We start from the raw sequence: 19,398 nt of genomic DNA on the forward strand, positions 1-19,398 counted from the left end.
TAATGATATTAATAGGTGGGACAGCAACAAACGGGATAGATGATAGTTTATCAAAAATATTATCTGTACCATCAGTAAAAGTGGAAAATAAAATATTTCCAGACGGAGAATCTTATATTAGGATTCCAATTTCTGTCAAAAATGAGGAAGTAGTTCTTGTCCAGACCACAGATTACCCTCAAGACAAACATCTAATTGAGCTTTTCTTAATGTCAGAAACAATAAAGGATTTAGGAGCAAAAAAGCTAACTGTAATAGTACCATATTTGGCTTACTCAAGACAAGACAGAAGATTTAAAGACGGTGAAGCAGTTAGCGTTAAAACAATTTTACATTTGTTAAGTGAAGTAGGAATCGACTCTCTAGTTGTAGTTGAGCCTCATAAGCCTGAGGAAATTTCACACTTTAGAGGAGAAATAAAAATTGTTCATCCTTATATACAACTATCAAGAAAGATAAGAGAACTAACTACTAATCCTTTTATCTTAGCTCCAGATAGGGGAGCCCTTGAAAGAGCTAGACAAATAGCTGAGGATTTAGGAGCTAGTTACTCTTATATAGAAAAAGAAAGAGATAGAAATACTGGAGAAGTTAGAATCAAGGATATTCCAAATATGACCTTGAAGGATAAAGACGTTGTGATAGTCGATGACATAATAAGTACTGGTGGGACCGTAGCTCAAGCTTCTAAATTAGCTTATTCCTTAGGAGCTAAGAGTGTCATAGCTGCAGCAGTACACCTATTGTTAAGTAATAACGCTAAGGAAAGGTTAGTCCAAGCAGGTGTAAAAAATATTATAGGAACTAATACTGTGAAAACAGAAGATAAAGATATTATAGTTGTAGATATATCATACTCCATAGCATCAGTTCTATGACAAAAAGTTATGCGGTACTAAAGGGTAATAATTATTTTCTATCCTTAGCTGAGTTACAGGCATTAATTGGAACCAATAATATTGAATATCTTACTGGTGTTGCCATTTTTGAAAGTGATCAAGAGAAGATTTCAAGCAGGTCAGCTAGAATAAAGAGAAACGGAGATCTATTATTAATCAGCGATAGTCCGGAGGAAATTAATGAAATGATAAAAGACGGTTGTTATTCTGTGAAGGAAGACATAATATTGGGATCCCAAAGAAACGAGTTTAATTCAATCATGACTGAAATTTTAAAGGGCGTAAAGGTTTCAAAAAGGTGTGATAAAATAGACCTAATATTTACAGATGGAATAATACTACTAGGCAAGATAAGAGACGAAATAGACTCTAAGAGTATGATAATCCACTCTAAGAAGAAACCTTATTCTCAGTCTGGTACAATGAACGCGGAAACTTCCAGATTACTGGTAAACTTATCTAGACCAAAAAACACTGTTTTAGATCCATTTACGGGTACGGGCTCGATTCTCATTGAGGCCAAGTGGCTAAACTATAATTGTATAGGTGTCGATTTAGATGGGAAAATACTAGAAAAAGCCAAAGTAAATTTGAAATTTTTTGGTTATGATTGCGATTTAATATTAGCATCAGCTACCAAATTACCAATTATCTCTGTCGATTCTATAGCTACAGACCCACCATACGGGAGATCAACGAAAGAAAAAGGTGAAGAGTTATTTAAATTATATGAGAATTTCTTTATCTCAGCCTCAGAAGTATTAAAAAAGGGAAGTTTTCTAGTATTCGCAACTGACTCTAAGTTTGACTTCACCGATAAGTTAAAGGAAAACAGTTTTATGCTTAAGGAGATACATTTCTTATATTCTCATAAGAGTCTAACTAGAGCAATTTATGTGGTGCAGAAAAGGTGATCCAAGTATATTTTTTAGGCACTAGTGGAGGATCTCCATCTAAAAGAAGAAGACTACCCGCTTTTTTAGTCAAGAGAGAGAGAAATACTATACTACTGGATTGTGGAGAGGGTACTCAATATACCTTAATGCAATACAAACTTGGAATAAATTCAATAAAAATAGTTGGAATATCACATATGCATGGAGACCACGTATTCGGATTATTGGGATTAATAGCGACTATGGGATTATTAGATAGAAGAGATCCATTATACCTTATAGGACCTAAAGAACTCAAGGAGTTCTTATATAATTCCTTTGAATACTCAAAATTTTATCCACCTTTCAAATTAGAATTTATAGATAGTTATGAAGACTCAGATATAAAAATATCAACATTCAAGACCTGCCACACGATTAAGTCCCAGGGATTCTTTATAAGCGAGAAAGATAGGGTAAAGATAGATAATGAAAAATTAGTTAAAGAAGGGATAAAAGACTGGAGAGTAATTAGACAATTAAAGGAAGGTAATATAGTAAATTACAACGGTAAGATATTGAAACCAGATGATTACTTAACCATAAAGAGGGGTATAAAAGTAGCATATACGGGAGATACAACACCTTGCCAATCAGTAATTGATTCCGTAAAAGGTGTTGATTTATTAATACATGACTCGACCTTTCTTTACGAACCGTCAGCTTATACGTATGGTCATTCAAACGCAATCGATGCAGCTAAAGTAGCATTAGAAGCTAACGTAAAACTATTAGCATTGACTCATATTAGTGCCAGATATGAAGATACTACAATGTTCCTAAAAGAAACTAAGAGAATATTCAATAATACAATTTTACCTGATGATCTATCATACATTTCTATAAAATAAATGTTAGTCTGGAGGAATAGGATTATCCCATAATGGAACTCCATGTGCAGTTTTAGGAGCCAGCCAGTCGATCACTGCTTTTGGGTCAGAGTGTTCTATGTAAAATTTTATGGCTCCTAAGGGAGATTCATTATCACTATCGACAAAGCTTAAAACTCCAACTGATGCAGCCTGCTTATGAATCATAAAACTTATTGAATTACCCATAATTCCCTTCATTAAATATCTTCTAGCTGAGTCTAAGATTCTCTCATTTCTTAACGCTCTGTGAAACTTCGTTAAGCTCTTTAGTGTATTAGACTCTAAGACTAGAATCTTTCTTATTCCCTCTTCTCTTACGTTCATCTTATCGTAATTGAAGAAATTAATAATTGCACTTAAGACCTTACTTAAATCTTCTGATGGTCTAACTTCACATTCTACAACAACTCTAGTCATTCTTTAACACTTTATCTATTACTTCATTAGCCCTTCTTTTAAACTCGTCATAAGATGAGTCATTAATTATCATATAATCTGCCATTGCTATAACACTGCCTATGCCTAAGCCTAGCTCTTCTCTATCCCTTCTTAAAAGATCTGAAAGATTTCTTGAATCGTCCATTCTTGACCTATCCATCATCCTCTTATATCTAATATTAGGTGGTGAATGAATAGCTACAATATATGTCTTACTGCCTAAGAGCCTCTTAAACTCCTCAACTTCATCAAGACTTCTGACACCATCAAAGCCTACCAACTCATACTTGCTACTATCGAGTTCCTCAACGCTAAGCCTTGCTACCACACCCTCTCCATAAATTTGCCTTAATCTCTTAGCAAAATCCATTAAACTTTCTCCTATCTTAGCCTCTTTTTCATATCTCTTCTTCACCACATCACTCATGATTATGACTTTAGCCCCTCTCTCCCTTAAGATCTTCGAGAATTCACTTTTCCCAGAACCAGGCATACCAGTTACTAAAATGACTTTAATTTTTGACCACCAGATAACTTAAAGTAGAGGTTTAAAAATTATGAGGCTCTTCATAGGTATTGAAATACCAGACATGCCTAAAATAGTTGAATTTTTAGAATTGCTAAAAAATACTGGAGCCAGTATCAAATTGGTAGAGCCTTATAATATTCATATAACATTACTATTCCTCGGAGAAGTTGACAATAATAGACTAGAAGACGTGAAGGATTCAATGAAAGGATTAAAGTTCGGTAAATTTAATGTAACGTTAAAGGGACTAGGAGCCTTCCCTAGCATAACCAAACCAAGAGTAGTCTGGTTAGGTATAACAGAAGGTAAAGAACAATTAAGACAAATAAGAGAAACAATATACAACGAGTTGCTGAAGAGAAAAATAAGACCAGAAGACGAAAAAGATTTCGTACCTCACTTAACGTTAGGTAGAATTAAAGATTTCAGATCAATAACAAATTTGATAGATCTTATCAAAGACAATGCTACTACAGAAGTTGGAAAGTTTGAAGTGAATAGTGTTATATTATTCAAAAGTACGTTAACTCCAAAAGGGCCTATTTATGATAAACTATTTGAAGTGAAATCAATTGATAGAGGAGGAAGTATTAACACAAATCAAACCATCTAAAGAAGATGAGGAAAAGATCAAAGAAAGCTTGAGAATAATAGAAGAAAGATTAAAAGGGTTAGATTTCGAGATAGAAGGGTCATTTAGAAAAGGAACTTGGCTAAAACAAGATACAGACATAGATTTATTCGTATTTTACCCTAAAGAGTTAGGAAAACATTACTTAGAGAATCAAGCATTAAAAGATATAATAAATAGAATAAAAGATTTAAACTACGTATTGGCATACGCTGAACATCCTTATGTAATAGTTAATGTAAATGGAATAGAAGTAGATATAGTCCCAGCATTAAGAGTGGAGAGAGGAGATCAAGCTATTACTGCAGTGGATAGAACACCATTTCATACACAATACGTTATATCACACCTAGACAATAATGGTAAAGATGAAGTGAGACTACTCAAGAGATTTATGAAAGGAATAGGAGTGTATGGGGCGGAAATAAAAGTACAAGGGTTTTCCGGATATTCAGCAGAACTTCTAGTAATTTATTTCAAATCCTTTAGAAAAGTACTAGAGAATGCCTCTAAATGGAGACCCAAAACCTTAATAGAAATCGTAAAACCAGCCAAAATCTTTAATGAACCATTAATATTACCAGATCCAGTAGACCCTAAGAGGAACGTTACAGCTGCAGTATCGCTTAAGAACCTTGCAACATTCTCGTTGGCTTCTAGGCAATATCTTAAAAACCCGTCGATAGAGTTTTTCTTCCCTAGCAAAATAAATTACTCCAGAATTAAAGGAGATGTATTAATCATAAACTTATTAATCCACGAAAAAATAACGGAGGATATAGTTTGGGGGCAAATAAAGAGAAGTATGAATAAAATTAGAACTGTATTAGAGATAAATGGATTTAAAGTTATCGATATTCAAGCTTGGAATAATTCTGAAAAGATAACAATTGCAATACAGCTAGAAAGCAAGGAGATTGGCAAATATTACTTAAACGCGGGACCACCGTACTATTCTGAATCGGCAATAGACTTTATAGAAAAAAATGAAAACATTTGGATAGGGGATGATGGCAGACTATATTCTATAAAGGAAAGAAAATTGTATAACGTGGAGGAAATCGTAAAAAATAATATAATTTTAAAGCCAAAATTCTCTATTGAAACACATTGGCTGAGTCAAGGAGAGAATATGGACGAAAACTTGATGAGATTCTTGAGAAAGACCCCACCTTGGTTGAAATAAGGCATTTCATTTATCCCTATTACTCAGCAGAGATAGAAAGAGAACTAGTTCAAGCTGGGTTTACGTACGCTTACTCATATGGAAAGACCATTATAGGAAGGCTAAGGGTTATAGGTAAAGGAAAAACCGGGATTATTGCACTTGTTGAGCCAAATAAGGTATTAAAGATAAGACGGACTGATTCCCCGAAAGAAAGTTTAGAAATGGAAGCTAAGATGCAAATGAGAGCTGGAGAAGAGATAGCTCCTAAGGTATATGATTACGGTAAGAATTACATTTTAATGGAATATATAAAGGGAAGAGAATTAAGTAAAAATGAGAGAAAGGAAATAATATTTGACCTACTAATGAGGGCAAAATTGTTAGAAGATAAAAAAATAGAACACGAGGAATTATCAAGACCTTGGAAGAACGTCCTTATTAGTAACGAGAGAACATATATAATTGACTATGATTCTGCTTCTATTAAAGAGAAGCCTAGAAACGTTTCTAAAATACTATCAGCATATTTAAAGAAAAATGACTTAGCCATAAAATATATAAAACATGAATTGACATTAGAAGAAATAATTAAACTAATACTCTAGAATCACCGGTTTCGCAATCTTCTTCTTCAATATTATTTTAATGTCCTCCAATTTAGGAACATTTAACTCATGCCCACACTTTGGGCACTTTCCTCCAAATATGGACTTTATTTCTGAAGGAGTTCTAACCCCGTAAAAGTCTTGTCCAACTTTTTCAAATCTATATAATGTATTTCCACAATTTCTGCAAACATATTTTACTGGAATTGATGACCACCTATTAAGAAGTATGAAAAATATAAATAAATCTCAAATTGCGGTTATACGCATCATACTTTACGCATAAATAGGGGGAGAGAGTTGACCGAAAGTAAAAAAATCACGTGTGTATTACCTATCGGTTAATTTATATACCCTTTTACATATTCACTATTAAGGGGCCGTAGTCTAGCTTGGACTAGGATGCCAGCCTGGGGATCTATTCCCCACCACCAGAACGCTGGTGGTCCCGGGTTCAAATCCCGGCGGCCCCATTTACCAATCATAACTACTACCTCTTCCCCTAGTTATAATAGCGATACTAAGCAAGATCATTATCGTTAAAAGTATTATAACAATACTTTGCTCTAGACTAATACCACTTCCATCCGTAGCAGAACCAGAAACGATCTTTACAACAGATATGTTAATCACTTTCATGTGAACTATAGTAACATAATCCCCAGAATAATGAATAATTGCAATACCAGCTGGCGATCTCCCAGCTGGATTTACAGCAAATACCTTAACCAGAAAAGTTCCATTAGATATATTAGTTACAACAGATGTACCTGGTCCTTCATACACTAAACTGCCATTAACGTAAACTAGATAACTCAATGCACCATTAACACTATTCCATTCGATGTAGAGATCATTACCCAAACCTACTAAAGAAATTTGAGGAGCTGAAGGAGGTAAATAATAGATTATTTTCTCAATAAATCTAGAAGTGCCAGCTGGATTAGATGCAACTATAACTAGAGTATAATTTCCCTCTTCAGGTACTTTAAATAAATAGGAGTTATCCAAAGGATTCATAACACTAGATAGTAAAGTTCCGTTCGGGTAAAACAGTTGTAGAGTAACATTTGCTGGAAAGTCAACTGAGTAATTAACTAATATACCACTTTGTAATTTACTTAAGACAGCTGTTATCTTAGCTTTAGTTATAGGCGTTACAGCTATAATATAAGGACTACTATTCCCTAACTTATTATATGCGTAAACATACACATCGTAAGTCACATTAGGCACTAAATTGGTTATAGTTAAACTAGTAGAATTAGTGTAGTAAGATGAAACTACATTACTACCATTCTTAACTACTAAGTAATAGCCCAAAATCGGATAACCTCCAGAAAATGAGGGAGGAGACCATGATAACGTGACGTTGCCATTACCGTATTTTATAGAATTTATATTAGGTGAATTGGGAACTGAAGCAGGAATAAGCTCAACTAGATTAGATGGTGAAGAATAACCGATGGAGTTGTAAGCCAAAACCTCAAAGAAATAAGGAACACCATCTTGAAGACCATTTATCGTATAACTAGTCGAATTCCCAACGTTAACTGAAGTATTAAAGCCATCATTAGACCAGTACATTATCTCATAACCGCTAGCTAAACTGACAGGTGTCCACGATAAACTAACACTCTCGTTTCCTGAGGCATAGGAAGTTATTTTAGGCGGTAACGGGGGAAACATAAATATAACATCCTGAAATGTAGATACATCAGTAAAACTATTACTCTCCCCGCCAGCTAGATATAAAACATTACCAACTTGAGTATAACCAAAATCAAAAGCAGGATTAACCAAATAACCAACCCGTCGGAGATTATTATTATAGTAGGCATATATCGCATTATTTACCCCTCCAGAACTTGCGGTGAACGTGTAACCTCCTACAATGAAAATTACACCCCTATAATAAGCTAAAGCCCCACCCTTTATCCAGAAGGGTAAAACACCATTCAATACTGTCCAATGATTACTCTGGGGATTATAAATTAAAATATCATTAGTATAAGCCCCGTAACCGATATATCCTCCCGCTATAATCAGATCAGAACCATTAAATACATAAGCCCCATGAGCAGTAGGAACTGGCATATAGCCAATAATAGACCAACTATCATTATTTGGATAAAACACCCTCACCTCATTAGCAGGGGGAAAATAAATACCGATTAAACCAGTAGTATTCTCTCCACCTACCACGAAGATTTTATTATCATAAACGAAAGCCATTACATCATAAGCTGGATCTGGCATATTATTACTTACTACAACCCATTTACCTCCATTAAGCATAAGTACATAAGGAATAGTACCAGAACTATTATACCCCCCTAACAAATAGATCGTATTATTAAAGACTACAGCTGTACCTCCTATTATATTAAATGGTAAGCTAGGTCCTTGGTACCATGTTCCATTAGAATAAATCCAAACTTGCCTTGGTGTATTATCTCCACCTATAACATATAATTTGCCATCATAATAAACTAAGGCTGAGTTAGAATCTTGATAAGGTAACGAAGAGACATAATTAGATGATACCTTAAAATTTGTTGATGTAGCATGAACAGATATAATAGGCAATAGAGATAAAATCAGTAACACCAATAACAAACTCCGCTTCTTCATATTACCTTTACTTAAGATAAAAAAATTTAAAAACATTTACTATCCTTTCAAGGTAAATCTTGATTACAAGAAAAACTATTTACCTCAAATAATGATTTATAATTCTAATTACTACAATAAGAATTATTGAAAAAAGCAGCAAGGAAGCTGAGGCAGTAATTGATGCATTAAAGTAAGTTAGATATTGATTATAAATGTATACTGAAGCAACGTAGTCTCCATTAAACAACCAACCGGAGACGTATGGCGCTATTATTACGACAGAACCAAATTCACTTATAGCCCTAGCTACAGAAGTTAAGCCGGCTGAAATTACACCCTTTATGGACAACGGGAAAACTACAGATACGAAAACCCTAAACTCTGACGCACCTAAACCCATCGCATATATCTCATATGAAGTTGGCAAAGACTCAAAGAAATTTTGAACAGATCTAATGTAAATGGGGGAAGACACTATAATCAATGCTAGTATCAAACCTAGGTAAGAATAATAAAAAATTATGCCATGAGAATATAGAAACTTTCCCAAAGGATTTACAGGACTATCGATGAAAACAAGTGCAATACCTACTAGCGGATGAGGTATGGATGCAGGAACGTCAACTATAGTCTCTATAACTGGGTTTTTATGCCTAGCCAAATAATAAGCTAAAGGTGTGAAAACAATTACTATGATAGTTACAGCTACTGCAGAGGAGAAGAAGGTCAAAGCTATAGATGATAAAAGTGATCTACTAAATGCAACAGACTTAATGAAAAACGGACCAAAACCATAAAACAACAAATAGAATATTGGGATAACTAAAAGAAGGGATAAAAAAATCGATACTACCTTTAATATGTCAAACCGCAGAGAAGTTCCCCGCATACTTCAAAACACCACTATTTAACAAACTCATTATTGGTTGTGGAACATCAGAAGGACTCTCATAGAATAGTAAAGCTGGGCTAACTGGTGTTACGTGGAACATCGTTAACTCGCTTTCATGAGATAAAATGAACTTTATGAACTCATAAGCAGCTTGAGTATTCGACGCGTTTAATGGTACTGTAATATATAGATATACTGAGTTTCCATGAATAGTAAGCGTCTTCCCAGATACAGTTATATTAAAAGCAAACTGACTATACCAGCTAGTCTCATTTGGATAGTAACCAAAACTTAACCATGGCGGTAATTGAATATACTCTAAATCTTGTGAAACGGCATATGATACGTAAGAGAAGGTGAAATCTAACTCTCCAGCCTTCAATGGAGCAACATAATCAGCTGTTGTAGGGGCAACTTTCACGTTAGGATTTTCCTTAACTAAATCCACAAAGTAACTAATATTATGATTAGCATATAAATATCCCGCCATTTCCAGTATTAGATACGCATATAATCCCTCTGGGTCAGAACTTGGATTAGCTATACCTAAACTGAACTTAGTCGATAACAAATAGAAGAAATTATACCAATATTTACTCTCATTGGTTTGCATTGCCATAGTGTAATTAGAATATAATTCGTTCCAATATGGTGCATTAGTAGTGTAGTTAGAATACACAATGGACATTTGATCTGATAAGAAAGCTATAGCCCAACCAGGATTCCTGCTTCCCTCAAGCTCTACAGCTTGAATATAAGCTACTGGAATAAACACATTAGCTGGGACAGGCGTCTGTGATGCTATTTGACTTGCTAAAGCGAATGAACCGCCTGGAACCACGTGAACTTGAATACCAGTAGCATTCTCAAATTGCTTAGCCAAATAATTCAATATCGCAACATAAGCTCCAGCTACATAAACAGTTACGGAACCCGTAACCGGTGTAGTGGTAGTTGTACTAGGTACAGTTGTAGTTGAGGTAGTTGTGGTTATGGTAACCACGTGAGAAGGTCTAATCGTTATAAAGTACACGGCAACAGCAATTACAGCTATTATAACAATTACAGCTATTATTATACCTTGAAGTCTGGTGATTGCCTTATTCTTACTCGACATATTTACTTATAGTAATATTTCCCTTAAAAAATTTTTCCGATAGAACATATTAGAAAGGACATAATTATTTTTATTTTTATGTGCAATTAGGTTTTTAAAATGCTAGGTATTAAAAGAAAAATAATAAAAATCAGCGTTAATCATGAGTAATACTAAAACGTCCTAATTTGTATATCTGCTGAACCCTCTATGACACATGATTTATCAATTAAAGCTCGAATAACAAAGAGAGGATAAAGCCTAACCTTTTACTGTTAGTCGTGCATTGTTCTCAATCGAGTCGTCTTATAGTGAGGAGTTTTTTATCCACTCCCTTATTTCCTTTAAGGTTTAATAATCAAATTAATTTATTAACCTGTTTTTTAATGAAGGAAATTATAATGCCGTTCTTAAGGTATAAAATAAACTATAAAATGTGTTGATAGAGTGTGGTCATGAGGATTTAAACTTAGCAGAATCTAATTAACATGAATAGGCTAATTAAGATTTATTTTTTATACCCATATAACGGCACTCTAAGGGAAATGCTCATTTTCTCAGTAGATATATAAAAAATAAAGTAATTTCTCTCTACATTAATAATTTTACTAATTTTTCTCACGATTTTGAGTCTACCGTCTGTGACGTGATCAGAAGGTAGATTCAAAAAAGCAATAGAATATTACTGTATTAGCCCTCTTAAAAACCTAACCTCTCAGAAAAAATATATGAGATGCTAGGAAAAATCATCGTAGTCCTCATAATAATCCTAATAGGAGCGTTCCTAATAACACACCTAAACTTATTTTATCATCCCCAGATAACATCAACTAAAGCTGAAGAAATTACCAGAACCTCAATCCTTAGGTCTATCACAATGTATCAGTTCTCCATCTCAACCAATTCCACTTTAGCATATATATTTCCTCTTAAACTAAATGGTACACATAACGTAACAATAAACATTATTACGACAAAACCGATAAACCTGACAGTTTTAGACAACTCTAACGTAGTATCTACAACTATTATCCATCCTTCAGAGTTCCAAAAGAGCTTCCTATTAAACGGTACAGTAGAATTCAAATTTCTAGGGGAAGGAGAAGTAAACGCTAACGTTTCGATACAAGTCGAATAAGCGTTTTTATTTCTTAAATCAAAACCCTTTTTTATGATCAAATATTTTGACGCTCATTGTCACTACTCTTATTTGAAGAAAAATTATGAAGAGTACTTTATATCTGCAGTATCAATGGATTACGAATCTGCAATTGACACGTTATCCCTAAAGAGAATAAACATCTTAACGGGAGTAGGAATCCATCCATGGAAGGTTCATGAGGAAAAACTTGAAAAAATAATCCCTTTAATAGATAAGGCGGACTTCGTAGGCGAGGTAGGATTAGACTATCGCTTCGCTAAGGCTCCTAAAGAAGTTCAAATAAAATACTTCATAGAACAAATAGAAAGAGGAAAGGAAAAACTAATAAACGTACACGCATTAGACGCTTGGAAAGATGTTCTTGAAATCTTGATTAGACACGATATTAAAAAGGCAATAATTCATTGGTATACTGGACCAGTAGACTTGTTAAAGGATATAGAGGGAATGGGATACTTCATTACGATAAATCCATCAGTTACATTTCAGAAAAAACATCGAATTATTTTAGAGAAAGCGGACCCAAAAATCCTATTGACTGAAAGCGATGGAGGATATGAGTATAGGGGTAAGTTACTTGAACCAACCGATATACCAAATGCAATATCTTTCATAGGAAAAACCCTTAACCTAGACGAAAACCAAGTAATGAAAATAGTTGAGGAAAACTTCAAAAAAGCATTTTCAATTAAATAACTTAGGTCATTTTATGGAAGATTTAAGAAAAAATGCGTTAGAACTAATTGAGCGATCAAAGGCATTGCTAAAGGAAGGAAAGAGAGAAGAAGCAATTAATTTAGCTAAGGAAGCTTTTAACGTGTTTATCATTTATTTAACGTATAAAGTAAATAAATCAACAGAAATTCCTACCATCCCCCCAAAAGTTGAGATAGTAAATGAAAACGATATAGAATTAATTGAAAGAATATTGAAATCAGCTATCAAAAATAACTCTAAATAGCTCGTAAAATTCATCCCATCATATATTTTACATATTCTCGAGGTTAAAGATGAGACGCAAAACTAAGTTTTTGTCTCCTACTCCTAGGAAGTCGTAAAGTAGTCCTATCTCAGATAATATGAAAGTTTTTTGTAGTCATAAGCATGAGCTATTGCATTTTTCAGTTGATAAAAGCCCACGTAGTCTCTGTGCTTCATCGATTACAATAATTAGTCTTTTCTCGTTTAAGTGGTCAAACAAATCTGCTAACGATAGCGAGTCCCTTCCTTTCCATTTAAACTCTATTGAGTTTCCTAGTATTCTAACTCCCCTTACTATTGATATCACGCCTTTTATCTTGTCTAGGACTGATAAGAAGCTGTTTGAGAATAGGCTGTATAAGTCCTTTCTGCCGTTTTAACTTTCTACAGTCTATTAAGACTTCCCTTAACTCTTTTAGTGCGGTAGAGTGTTGATGTTTTGCCTATTCTTCTTATGCCTAATAGTGTTAGGAGGGGTCTGTTTACATTTTATATCCTTTTTTCCCTGTCAAATAGACCATGTCTGTTCGTTTTTGGACTTTCATCTAGTAACAACTTCTCCCCCAGAATATATATTCTCCCCCAGAAGTCATAAACCTTCAAGTGAGTTATTTAATCTCTTTAATCATATTTGGAAAAGATTATATCATTTTATATAACAACTTCTCTCCGAAAAAAGTTTTTCACTACGCACTACTAAATTTGCCCAACAGCTGATTTAAGCCCATGTTAACTAGTATAGTCCCTATTAAACCTAATATAATTCCGTAGTAGGGAATAACCGTGAATATTGACAAAACAGCTCCTAAAGCCATAAGCGTATTATTGTACAGAGTACCTACTTTCGCTAATCCAGAGCCAATAAAAGCTATGCCTATAACCATAAGCAAAATTACCGCTAGATATAAAAAACCCAACATTGTTACACTCTCCGAAATCGGCAACATCCTTAGAACTAACAATACAAAACTAGCTATAATCATGTATCCACCAAAAATTCCAATAGTAAAACCCTTCCCCAACTGCTTGAACGACCTCACAAACCTGGGTACTGATAAGAAGATGAAAACAGCAAATAACCCTAAAGCCACACCTAAGACTACTATGCCTTCAACAGTGGTTCCACTTATCTCGCCATAGCTGGGAATAAGGTAAATTAAAATTAGCGAAATTGGTAATCCTATATAGTATTTTGCCCCCTTTTTCAGAGTTATTAGACTCTGAGCCATTAATACAATATTGCTAAACTTTTTATTTAAATTTTTCTTTCCCTTCTTTAATGTACGCCCAATCATTATGGTTATTAATTTAAATTGAACTTGATACGCAACGAACAATCACGTAAGAACACCTCCTTAACCATGGTACTCACGCTTCAATCCTTCTCAGATGACTGCCTAGATGCATATTATTCCATTATCCGCTCAATTCCTAAGCCGAGCGTATTCCTATATAAATGCCAACCAGCATCTCCTCTATTAAAGGACTGAAGACACTACATAGGATATGCTGACCTCCTGCCCGCCTAAAGGTTCCCTTAGGGCGGTTCACAAGTTTACCGCCTTCATAACTAGTGGGCTTTAGAGCCCCTCCGTTCATCCAGCAGTAGACCAATGACTGGATCTTCAGCCAAATTACCCCTATCCCTTTTCCCTCACTCCACCCTCCTTAGGACTCAAGAATAAGTATTATTGAAGAGGGACACATACACATATTTAACCCCTTTTGGGGCTTCCCTCCACTTCAACAACAATCGTTATATTGAAAAAACTTTTATTCCGCTTAAAACGCGAGGCTTGTCTCCCGTTTTGTCAGCATCAAGTTATTATAAACACTAACCATAGAGGATAAGGGCTGAAAATACTTCTGCCTTATTTCCATCCTTCACCAGTGCTTTAGTAGTTTGGAGAATGTTATAGACCCTTAATTGCTCTGAATAGACCAAAGATAAGCATATAACTTAATATTGAACTACTCTAGCTACCCTGTTTGCGAAAAGCGCTGAAATAACCCCAATTATTATATCTCCCGGCACGTAAGTGATGAATAGGAACAATATTCTTTGAGCATTCGGAGCGAAGCCGAAAATTAAGGGGGCGAAGAAACCATAAGTGAAGAAGGGATGAACAAAGGAGAAGAAGAATCCTAATATAGCCCCCTCTACTATTGCAAGTAAGGCAGATAGTTTACCTGCACCTATGCCAAAGATCTTTCTGTTCGTTAAGAATATTGTTATATCAGCCATTAGACCGTAGGTTAGTATATCTTCTATTAGCCATAATGGTTCGCCTCCAAATCCGAAGTGAAGGAGGTCACTAGTTATGTCATATATTCCCATAGCGAACATTCCAGAGCCTATTTTTCTAATTAATCCTACAGTCACGAAGAAGGCTACTATCCTTAACCAAACTGGTGGGTTAACTATGGGGTAAATTGGAGATGGCAAGTAGATTATATCGCCAATTACATGATCAGCTACAGCTACTACTGCGCCACCGATAGCAGCATAAACGAAGTCGATGGTTGTCATTCTCTCACTACTCTTCTTAATGATTATTACGGCTATGATACTAGCTATAACAAAGTAGGCTACAACTACTTCCCAAGGCGTCATTCCAGGTTTTAGGGTATACGCTCCGTAACTTGCCATGTAAAAATATGAACTATTAGTAATATTTAAACTTAATCCTGTTTTTTTAGCAATAATTCTTCGCGAGTGTGTTTACTAATAAAAAGATTTAGAAATAACTAAGAATTCTATGAAGTATTGGAGTTAAAAATACTCATTGTGCTGTTATTTTTTTCATGAGAGATAATTATCTCTTATTGTTTTATAATCTAGTGTAAATAGTATTATTGCCTTTTTGTAAATTGCTAGGGGTATGGAAAACGAGGGTTTATCAATTTGATCACCTTTTTATTTTAAAAACATTTTGTTATAATATCGGTTGGTAAATCTTTTGTGAACTCCTTATGGTGTTGTTATGAAGGGTTGAATTTGGGCAAAACTATTGTATCAGGAATGCACTTCTGCACCATATAATATGAACCCGCTTAATGGTTATTTTATTTCTTACGTATACGTACGAGATATTTTTATGCATATTAAAACTGAACTTAAGTATACTTAGATAAAAACATATTATTTTTCATAATGCGTATACGATTTATCAGATAACTTCTTTCTAATTAAAAACTTAATATACTAAGCAAAATCGTGGTCACTTTAAAAATCTGGGAAAAATAATATACTCCTCCATTTTTTACTAAATGTTATGATAGCCATAATTACTGGTGCATCTAAAGGGATTGGAAGGGCTACCGCTGAATTGTTAAAGAATAATGGATATACTGTTATATCAATCTCGAGGACTAAGCCTGATATTGGTGATGTAACATATACTGTTGATGTTAGTGATAAGGAGAATGTGTTTTCAGTCGTGAAGAATGTATTATCTAAATTTGGGAAGATAGACGTACTGGTAAATAATGCAGGATTCGGAATCTATGGTTCTTTTTTAGAAACAGATTTAAGTGAAGAAGAGTATATGATTAAGACGAATTTGTTAGGTCCGATATACTTCATGAAGGCTGTTCTTCCTCACATGGTATCGAGAAGAAGTGGCAGTATAGTTAATATTATTTCTGAGGCCGCTTACGTAAGTACTCCTAAGCTTTTAGTTTACTCAGCTACTAAATCAGCGTTAAGTAGTATAACAAATGGTTTATGGGCTGAGATGAGAAAGTATAACGTTAAGGTTAGTGGGATCTACCCTGGTCCAGTGAAGACTAATTTCTCTTCCCATCCGTCCTTTAAGAAGGCAGGAAGCGATCCTTTTGCTAAATACGCAGTAGAGCCGGAGCATGTTGCTAGGGCAGTTTTAAAGGCTATAAAGACTGGAAAGAGGGAAATATATGTTCCTTCTAAGCTTAAACTTGATCCTTATTTCCTAAAATTAAGTAACCTATTTCAGAGTTTGACTTATGGTTTTATAAGCAAATACTTTGCTTAACATATGCTTAGCTATAGTCCTATCTTTGTTTATTTCTAGGCTTACTTGCCTTAGCCAAAAATTGTAGAGTCATCTTACCACTTTATGGAAGATACTACTACACCTTGGAGAAGGCAATAGAGAAGGTGGTTTAAAGAGAAATCAGTAGAAGACGATATAGAGAAGTCGAATGGAATACCGTGCTGGCTCATTGTAAAGTACTTTAAGTTATAAATTTAAGGAGTCAACAATAGAGCGATTTCCACTCCCGTCACTTCAAACATTCACGCTTTAAGGTTAAGCAATGTCTCTTCCTAAAAGCTGGTTCAAATTTAGAAGAATCCTTAAACTCACTTTTTTCAGTTGGTGCCTTTTGCCTCAGTTTTCGTCTTTATACTTATGTTTTTAGTAACTTTTCTTGCTCTTTTGGATAACATATTATACGCCAGTTTACGTTATAGTTTATTAGTTGCATTCTTATGCACTTTTCTTGACTCTCTATATAATGTAGAGGAGACTGACCTTATATTATGGGAGGATAGATGTCTAGCTAGGACGTTATGGGTTAATGTGGTGAACAGATACAAGGTTGTCCAAGACGCTATTTTGAGGTTGATGAAATTGTGAGTGGTGAGTTGTTATTATTACATAAAACTTTTAATTTAGAAGGAAAAATAGTATGGGAGGGAGAAGGGGTTTGGAAAGCACCTCGAATCCCCCATTACCTATATCTGCGAGTGATGTATCAGCCCTAGGTGCAATGATACAATTTACCCTAGACTATACCACAATAAGAGATCAAGGTGTTTGTACTGGGAGAGGATTAAAGAAAGTATTAGAAAGTGAGGCTAAATATGAGGTATACCCGGCTTTAACAGTCTCTGGTAGAGTGTCCACTAGTACTACAAACATTTTTCAGATATTAAGGCATGGGATAATAATAAGGACGGCTGAGGGGAATTACTATTATATAGGAGGGAAGTCTAACTATTGGATACAGGATAGGGCGTTACATGCTTATCAAGGGGGTACTGAGTTCGTCTTAAGCTCTGAATCGGGTAGTAGGCTCTTCAAGGAGATAAGGGACTCACCATCTAATATTGTAGTGTTACAAGTGAGGGGGATAAGGATATCGGGTACGTGGTATCAACCTAGCCAGTTAGAAGGATGTCAAACCCCAGTATTAGGTTGGATAATGGAATGGATACAATCTACTAGTGGCGTAGGTGCTGGAGTAATAATGAACTATGTAGCACAGTTTACTGATTTACGGAAGGACTTTATCGAAGTTCCTGGAAATCTGGTCTACGAGTCTGGTGGACATTACACTACTGACCCGTTACAAGCGATTCTTAGGTCTTTTTCAACGAAGCCGCCTTTCCCATATTTTATGATACTAACGAAGATAGTCTCTCAGCTGGAGAGCTCTTTAGGTATACCTTTACAGATTCCATACTCGTTTGGATTTGTTCTGTTCCCTGCTAGTGTTATGAAGGACTTCTGTGAGTTCTTTTTAGTTGGTAAACCTCAAGAATACTGTAATTATTTAGTCAGTGATACTACATATAATGAGTCAATAATTGGGGCTCCAATATTTTCCTCAATTATATGCCCTAGTGGCTGTAAGAGGTTAGGTTTAGCAGGCCTAGTGTATAAAGGCCAAATGGTGGGTGACTTTTTAGGTTTAGCCTATGTGAAGCCTCCTACAGATTACACCGATGCCGGTATTCAAGCTTATGCTCAAGAATTGGGTGTTTCTAATGCTCTTCAGATTAGTAAATCGCTAGTGGGTGGTGCTAGTAGGGCTGAGGCGGAGCTCATTTCAGTTTTTGGTCTTTCAGCTACTGTTGCTAGTGCTATAATAAATGTTTTAGTGACATGGTATGAGGACTGGCAGAGGGTGTTTGAGGAGGCTAAGCCTTATGCTGAAGAAGCTAGGAATGTTGTAAACGAGGTCAGGGATTTCTTGAATAAGATTAGGGAGTATAGGTTGTTAAGTTATGTTGATGAATGCTTAGCTGAGACTATTATTAGCAATGAGCCATTAGAATATTGGTATGATGCTACGAAGGGGTGTGTGACAAGTAAATTAGGTTAGCCTCCTTATATGTCTGGGAACTCGTAGCCTTTTATCATACTACTCTTCTTGAAGGCATTCAAGTAGTTTGCTCCAGCTGTTCTCACCTTGGGCTATACACTTTAAAGCGTTCTTATACCTAACTACCTCTGCCTTTATGCCTTATCGTGTAACTTTATCCCTCCAATTTTCCAGCTTAATTTAACATCACGTAGACGTGGAAACCACTCCTAAGGCATCAAGAATACAACCAGACTCGTAATACCTAACAACCCATCTCATCATTATCCCTCATCAACGAGCAAATAATCCCTATCCTTAATATCAAGCTTAAGCTCATAATTAACGCTAGGTAACTTGTGAAAAGCAAGTGAGGTAGTAAAGTCCTTTAGCCCAGCAAGTAAAAGGCTAATACAAGGAGTGAAACCTAGGCTTAAAAGGACAATTTGGGAAATCAAACCTATTCTCGCCCTCACTCTAAAAATACTTTTCCACAGTAAAGAAA

The 19,398-nt window shown here is 35.1% G+C and carries 22 protein-coding genes and 1 tRNA gene; 13 read left to right on the forward strand and 10 right to left on the reverse strand.

Translation table 11 applies throughout. The annotated features are described in order from the left end of the window. Positions 1-2: 2 nt before the first annotated feature. From prs to rnz, 3 genes are read left to right on the forward strand one after another with little or no spacing between them, the layout of a single operon-like run. Positions 3-878: a ribose-phosphate pyrophosphokinase gene (gene prs, locus BFU36_RS01285; RefSeq protein WP_069281597.1), complete on the forward strand. Its 876-nt coding sequence runs from the start codon at positions 3-5 to the stop codon at positions 876-878. Then, complete coding sequence (locus BFU36_RS01290) at positions 875-1,813, forward strand: TRM11 family methyltransferase (protein WP_069281599.1); 939 nt, start codon at positions 875-877, stop codon at positions 1,811-1,813. Before prs ends, BFU36_RS01290 begins: the two co-directional genes overlap by 4 nt. Next, a complete protein-coding gene (gene rnz / locus BFU36_RS01295; RefSeq protein ID WP_069281600.1) occupies positions 1,810-2,685 on the forward strand; it encodes a ribonuclease Z in 876 nt (291 codons plus the stop codon). Before BFU36_RS01290 ends, rnz begins: the two co-directional genes overlap by 4 nt. A gap of 3 nt (positions 2,686-2,688) precedes the next feature. Here rnz and BFU36_RS01300 read toward each other — a convergent pair whose 3' ends face one another. Both BFU36_RS01300 and BFU36_RS01305 read right to left on the reverse strand, forming a co-directional pair. Next, positions 2,689-3,123 carry an RNA-binding domain-containing protein gene (locus BFU36_RS01300; RefSeq protein WP_069281602.1) on the reverse strand — a complete coding sequence of 145 codons (435 nt, stop codon included), beginning with the start codon at positions 3,121-3,123 and terminating at the stop codon, positions 2,689-2,691. Beyond that, the gene (locus BFU36_RS01305; RefSeq protein WP_069281606.1) at positions 3,116-3,637 is read right to left on the reverse strand and encodes an AAA family ATPase; all 522 of its coding nucleotides are present in this window, start codon (positions 3,635-3,637) and stop codon (positions 3,116-3,118) included. Before BFU36_RS01305 ends, BFU36_RS01300 begins: the two co-directional genes overlap by 8 nt. 64 nt (positions 3,638-3,701) lie before the next feature. Between BFU36_RS01305 and thpR the strand changes: the two genes are divergently transcribed. The 3 genes from thpR to BFU36_RS01320 are packed head-to-tail and all read left to right on the forward strand — an operon-like array spanning position 3,702 to position 6,077. Continuing rightward, positions 3,702-4,286: an RNA 2',3'-cyclic phosphodiesterase gene (thpR, locus tag BFU36_RS01310; protein ID WP_069281608.1), complete on the forward strand. Its 585-nt coding sequence runs from the start codon at positions 3,702-3,704 to the stop codon at positions 4,284-4,286. Continuing rightward, entirely contained in the window at positions 4,246-5,490 is a 1,245-nt protein-coding gene (cca, locus tag BFU36_RS01315) for a CCA tRNA nucleotidyltransferase (protein ID WP_069281610.1), read from the forward strand. Before thpR ends, cca begins: the two co-directional genes overlap by 41 nt. Next, entirely contained in the window at positions 5,478-6,077 is a 600-nt protein-coding gene (locus BFU36_RS01320) for an RIO1 family regulatory kinase/ATPase (RefSeq protein ID WP_069281612.1), read from the forward strand. The genes cca and BFU36_RS01320 overlap by 13 nt, the downstream gene beginning before the upstream one ends. Here BFU36_RS01320 and BFU36_RS14470 read toward each other — a convergent pair. Further along, positions 6,066-6,284, reverse strand: coding sequence for a hypothetical protein (locus BFU36_RS14470; protein WP_083216429.1), 219 nt, complete (start codon positions 6,282-6,284; stop codon positions 6,066-6,068). The genes BFU36_RS01320 and BFU36_RS14470 overlap by 12 nt on opposite strands. 169 nt (positions 6,285-6,453) lie before the next feature. Between BFU36_RS14470 and BFU36_RS01325 the strand changes: the two genes are divergently transcribed. After that, positions 6,454-6,550: transfer RNA gene (locus tag BFU36_RS01325), tRNA-Pro, on the forward strand. Between the two features lies 1 nt (position 6,551). Here BFU36_RS01325 and BFU36_RS01330 read toward each other — a convergent pair. The 3 genes from BFU36_RS01330 to BFU36_RS01340 form a co-directional block, all read right to left on the reverse strand. Next, positions 6,552-8,711, reverse strand: coding sequence for a fibronectin type III domain-containing protein (locus BFU36_RS01330; protein WP_231961209.1), 2,160 nt, complete (start codon positions 8,709-8,711; stop codon positions 6,552-6,554). 79 nt (positions 8,712-8,790) lie between these two features. Beyond that, positions 8,791-9,582, reverse strand: a complete 792-nt coding sequence (locus BFU36_RS01335; RefSeq protein ID WP_069281615.1) for an ABC transporter permease — start codon at positions 9,580-9,582, stop codon at positions 8,791-8,793. Then, entirely contained in the window at positions 9,557-10,702 is a 1,146-nt protein-coding gene (locus BFU36_RS01340; protein ID WP_069281617.1) for an extracellular solute-binding protein, read from the reverse strand. Before BFU36_RS01340 ends, BFU36_RS01335 begins: the two co-directional genes overlap by 26 nt. Before the next feature lie 712 nt (positions 10,703-11,414). On the opposite strand from BFU36_RS01340, the gene BFU36_RS13760 reads away from it, so the two are divergent. From BFU36_RS13760 to BFU36_RS01355, 3 genes are read left to right on the forward strand one after another with little or no spacing between them, the layout of a single operon-like run. After that, on the forward strand, positions 11,415-11,819 hold the full coding sequence (locus BFU36_RS13760; RefSeq protein WP_156770048.1) for a hypothetical protein: 405 nt from the start codon (positions 11,415-11,417) through the stop codon (positions 11,817-11,819). A gap of 33 nt (positions 11,820-11,852) precedes the next feature. After that, positions 11,853-12,539 carry a TatD family hydrolase gene (locus tag BFU36_RS01350; RefSeq protein WP_069281622.1) on the forward strand — a complete coding sequence of 229 codons (687 nt, stop codon included), beginning with the start codon at positions 11,853-11,855 and terminating at the stop codon, positions 12,537-12,539. A 13-nt stretch (positions 12,540-12,552) separates the two neighbouring features. Then, complete coding sequence (locus BFU36_RS01355) at positions 12,553-12,804, forward strand: hypothetical protein (RefSeq protein ID WP_069281624.1); 252 nt, start codon at positions 12,553-12,555, stop codon at positions 12,802-12,804. Positions 12,805-12,939: 135 nt separating this feature from the next. Here BFU36_RS01355 and BFU36_RS14160 read toward each other — a convergent pair whose 3' ends face one another. The 3 genes from BFU36_RS14160 to BFU36_RS01370 all read right to left on the reverse strand — a co-directional run bounded on the left by BFU36_RS14160 (position 12,940) and on the right by BFU36_RS01370 (position 15,474). Then, on the reverse strand, positions 12,940-13,131 hold the full coding sequence (locus tag BFU36_RS14160; protein WP_069281626.1) for a hypothetical protein: 192 nt from the start codon (positions 13,129-13,131) through the stop codon (positions 12,940-12,942). 379 nt (positions 13,132-13,510) lie between these two features. Continuing rightward, positions 13,511-14,053, reverse strand: coding sequence for a DUF973 family protein (locus BFU36_RS01365; protein ID WP_156770049.1), 543 nt, complete (start codon positions 14,051-14,053; stop codon positions 13,511-13,513). 731 nt (positions 14,054-14,784) lie between these two features. Then, positions 14,785-15,474: a hypothetical protein gene (locus BFU36_RS01370; RefSeq protein WP_069281629.1), complete on the reverse strand. Its 690-nt coding sequence runs from the start codon at positions 15,472-15,474 to the stop codon at positions 14,785-14,787. 625 nt (positions 15,475-16,099) lie between these two features. On the opposite strand from BFU36_RS01370, the gene BFU36_RS01375 reads away from it, so the two are divergent. The 3 genes from BFU36_RS01375 (at position 16,100) to BFU36_RS01385 (ending at position 18,914) form a co-directional block, all read left to right on the forward strand. Next, positions 16,100-16,837: an SDR family oxidoreductase gene (locus tag BFU36_RS01375; protein ID WP_069281630.1), complete on the forward strand. Its 738-nt coding sequence runs from the start codon at positions 16,100-16,102 to the stop codon at positions 16,835-16,837. A 405-nt stretch (positions 16,838-17,242) separates the two neighbouring features. Further along, on the forward strand, positions 17,243-17,443 hold the full coding sequence (locus BFU36_RS01380; RefSeq protein WP_143577106.1) for a hypothetical protein: 201 nt from the start codon (positions 17,243-17,245) through the stop codon (positions 17,441-17,443). A gap of 52 nt (positions 17,444-17,495) precedes the next feature. Continuing rightward, positions 17,496-18,914 (forward strand): hypothetical protein, encoded by a 1,419-nt coding sequence (locus BFU36_RS01385; RefSeq protein ID WP_069281632.1) that lies wholly within the window; start codon positions 17,496-17,498, stop codon positions 18,912-18,914. Positions 18,915-19,177: 263 nt separating this feature from the next. Here the strand turns inward: BFU36_RS01385 and BFU36_RS01390 are convergent, their stop codons facing one another. Next, on the reverse strand, positions 19,178-19,369 hold the full coding sequence (locus BFU36_RS01390) for a hypothetical protein (RefSeq protein ID WP_069281634.1): 192 nt from the start codon (positions 19,367-19,369) through the stop codon (positions 19,178-19,180). Positions 19,370-19,398 lie beyond the last annotated feature (29 nt).

The sequence above is a fragment of the Sulfolobus sp. A20 genome, from assembly GCF_001719125.1.
GTDB lineage: Archaea > Thermoproteota > Thermoprotei_A > Sulfolobales > Sulfolobaceae > Saccharolobus.

Coding starts and splice junctions, on each gene's coding strand:
- prs (WP_069281597.1), top strand. CDS start 3: ATGATATTAATAGGTGGGACAGCAACAAACGGGATAGATGATAGTTTA.
- BFU36_RS01365 (WP_156770049.1), bottom strand. CDS start 14,053: ATGGCTCAGAGTCTAATAACTCTGAAAAAGGGGGCAAAATACTATATA.
- BFU36_RS01375 (WP_069281630.1), top strand. CDS start 16,100: ATGATAGCCATAATTACTGGTGCATCTAAAGGGATTGGAAGGGCTACC.
- BFU36_RS13760 (WP_156770048.1), top strand. CDS start 11,415: ATGCTAGGAAAAATCATCGTAGTCCTCATAATAATCCTAATAGGAGCG.
- BFU36_RS01290 (WP_069281599.1), top strand. CDS start 875: ATGACAAAAAGTTATGCGGTACTAAAGGGTAATAATTATTTTCTATCC.
- BFU36_RS01305 (WP_069281606.1), bottom strand. CDS start 3,637: ATGCCTGGTTCTGGGAAAAGTGAATTCTCGAAGATCTTAAGGGAGAGA.
- BFU36_RS01340 (WP_069281617.1), bottom strand. CDS start 10,702: ATGTCGAGTAAGAATAAGGCAATCACCAGACTTCAAGGTATAATAATA.
- BFU36_RS01350 (WP_069281622.1), top strand. CDS start 11,853: ATGATCAAATATTTTGACGCTCATTGTCACTACTCTTATTTGAAGAAA.
- thpR (WP_069281608.1), top strand. CDS start 3,702: ATGAGGCTCTTCATAGGTATTGAAATACCAGACATGCCTAAAATAGTT.
- BFU36_RS01335 (WP_069281615.1), bottom strand. CDS start 9,582: ATGCGGGGAACTTCTCTGCGGTTTGACATATTAAAGGTAGTATCGATT.
- BFU36_RS01385 (WP_069281632.1), top strand. CDS start 17,496: ATGGGAGGGAGAAGGGGTTTGGAAAGCACCTCGAATCCCCCATTACCT.
- BFU36_RS01330 (WP_231961209.1), bottom strand. CDS start 8,711: ATGAAGAAGCGGAGTTTGTTATTGGTGTTACTGATTTTATCTCTATTG.
- BFU36_RS01370 (WP_069281629.1), bottom strand. CDS start 15,474: ATGGCAAGTTACGGAGCGTATACCCTAAAACCTGGAATGACGCCTTGG.
- BFU36_RS01355 (WP_069281624.1), top strand. CDS start 12,553: ATGGAAGATTTAAGAAAAAATGCGTTAGAACTAATTGAGCGATCAAAG.
- BFU36_RS01300 (WP_069281602.1), bottom strand. CDS start 3,123: ATGACTAGAGTTGTTGTAGAATGTGAAGTTAGACCATCAGAAGATTTA.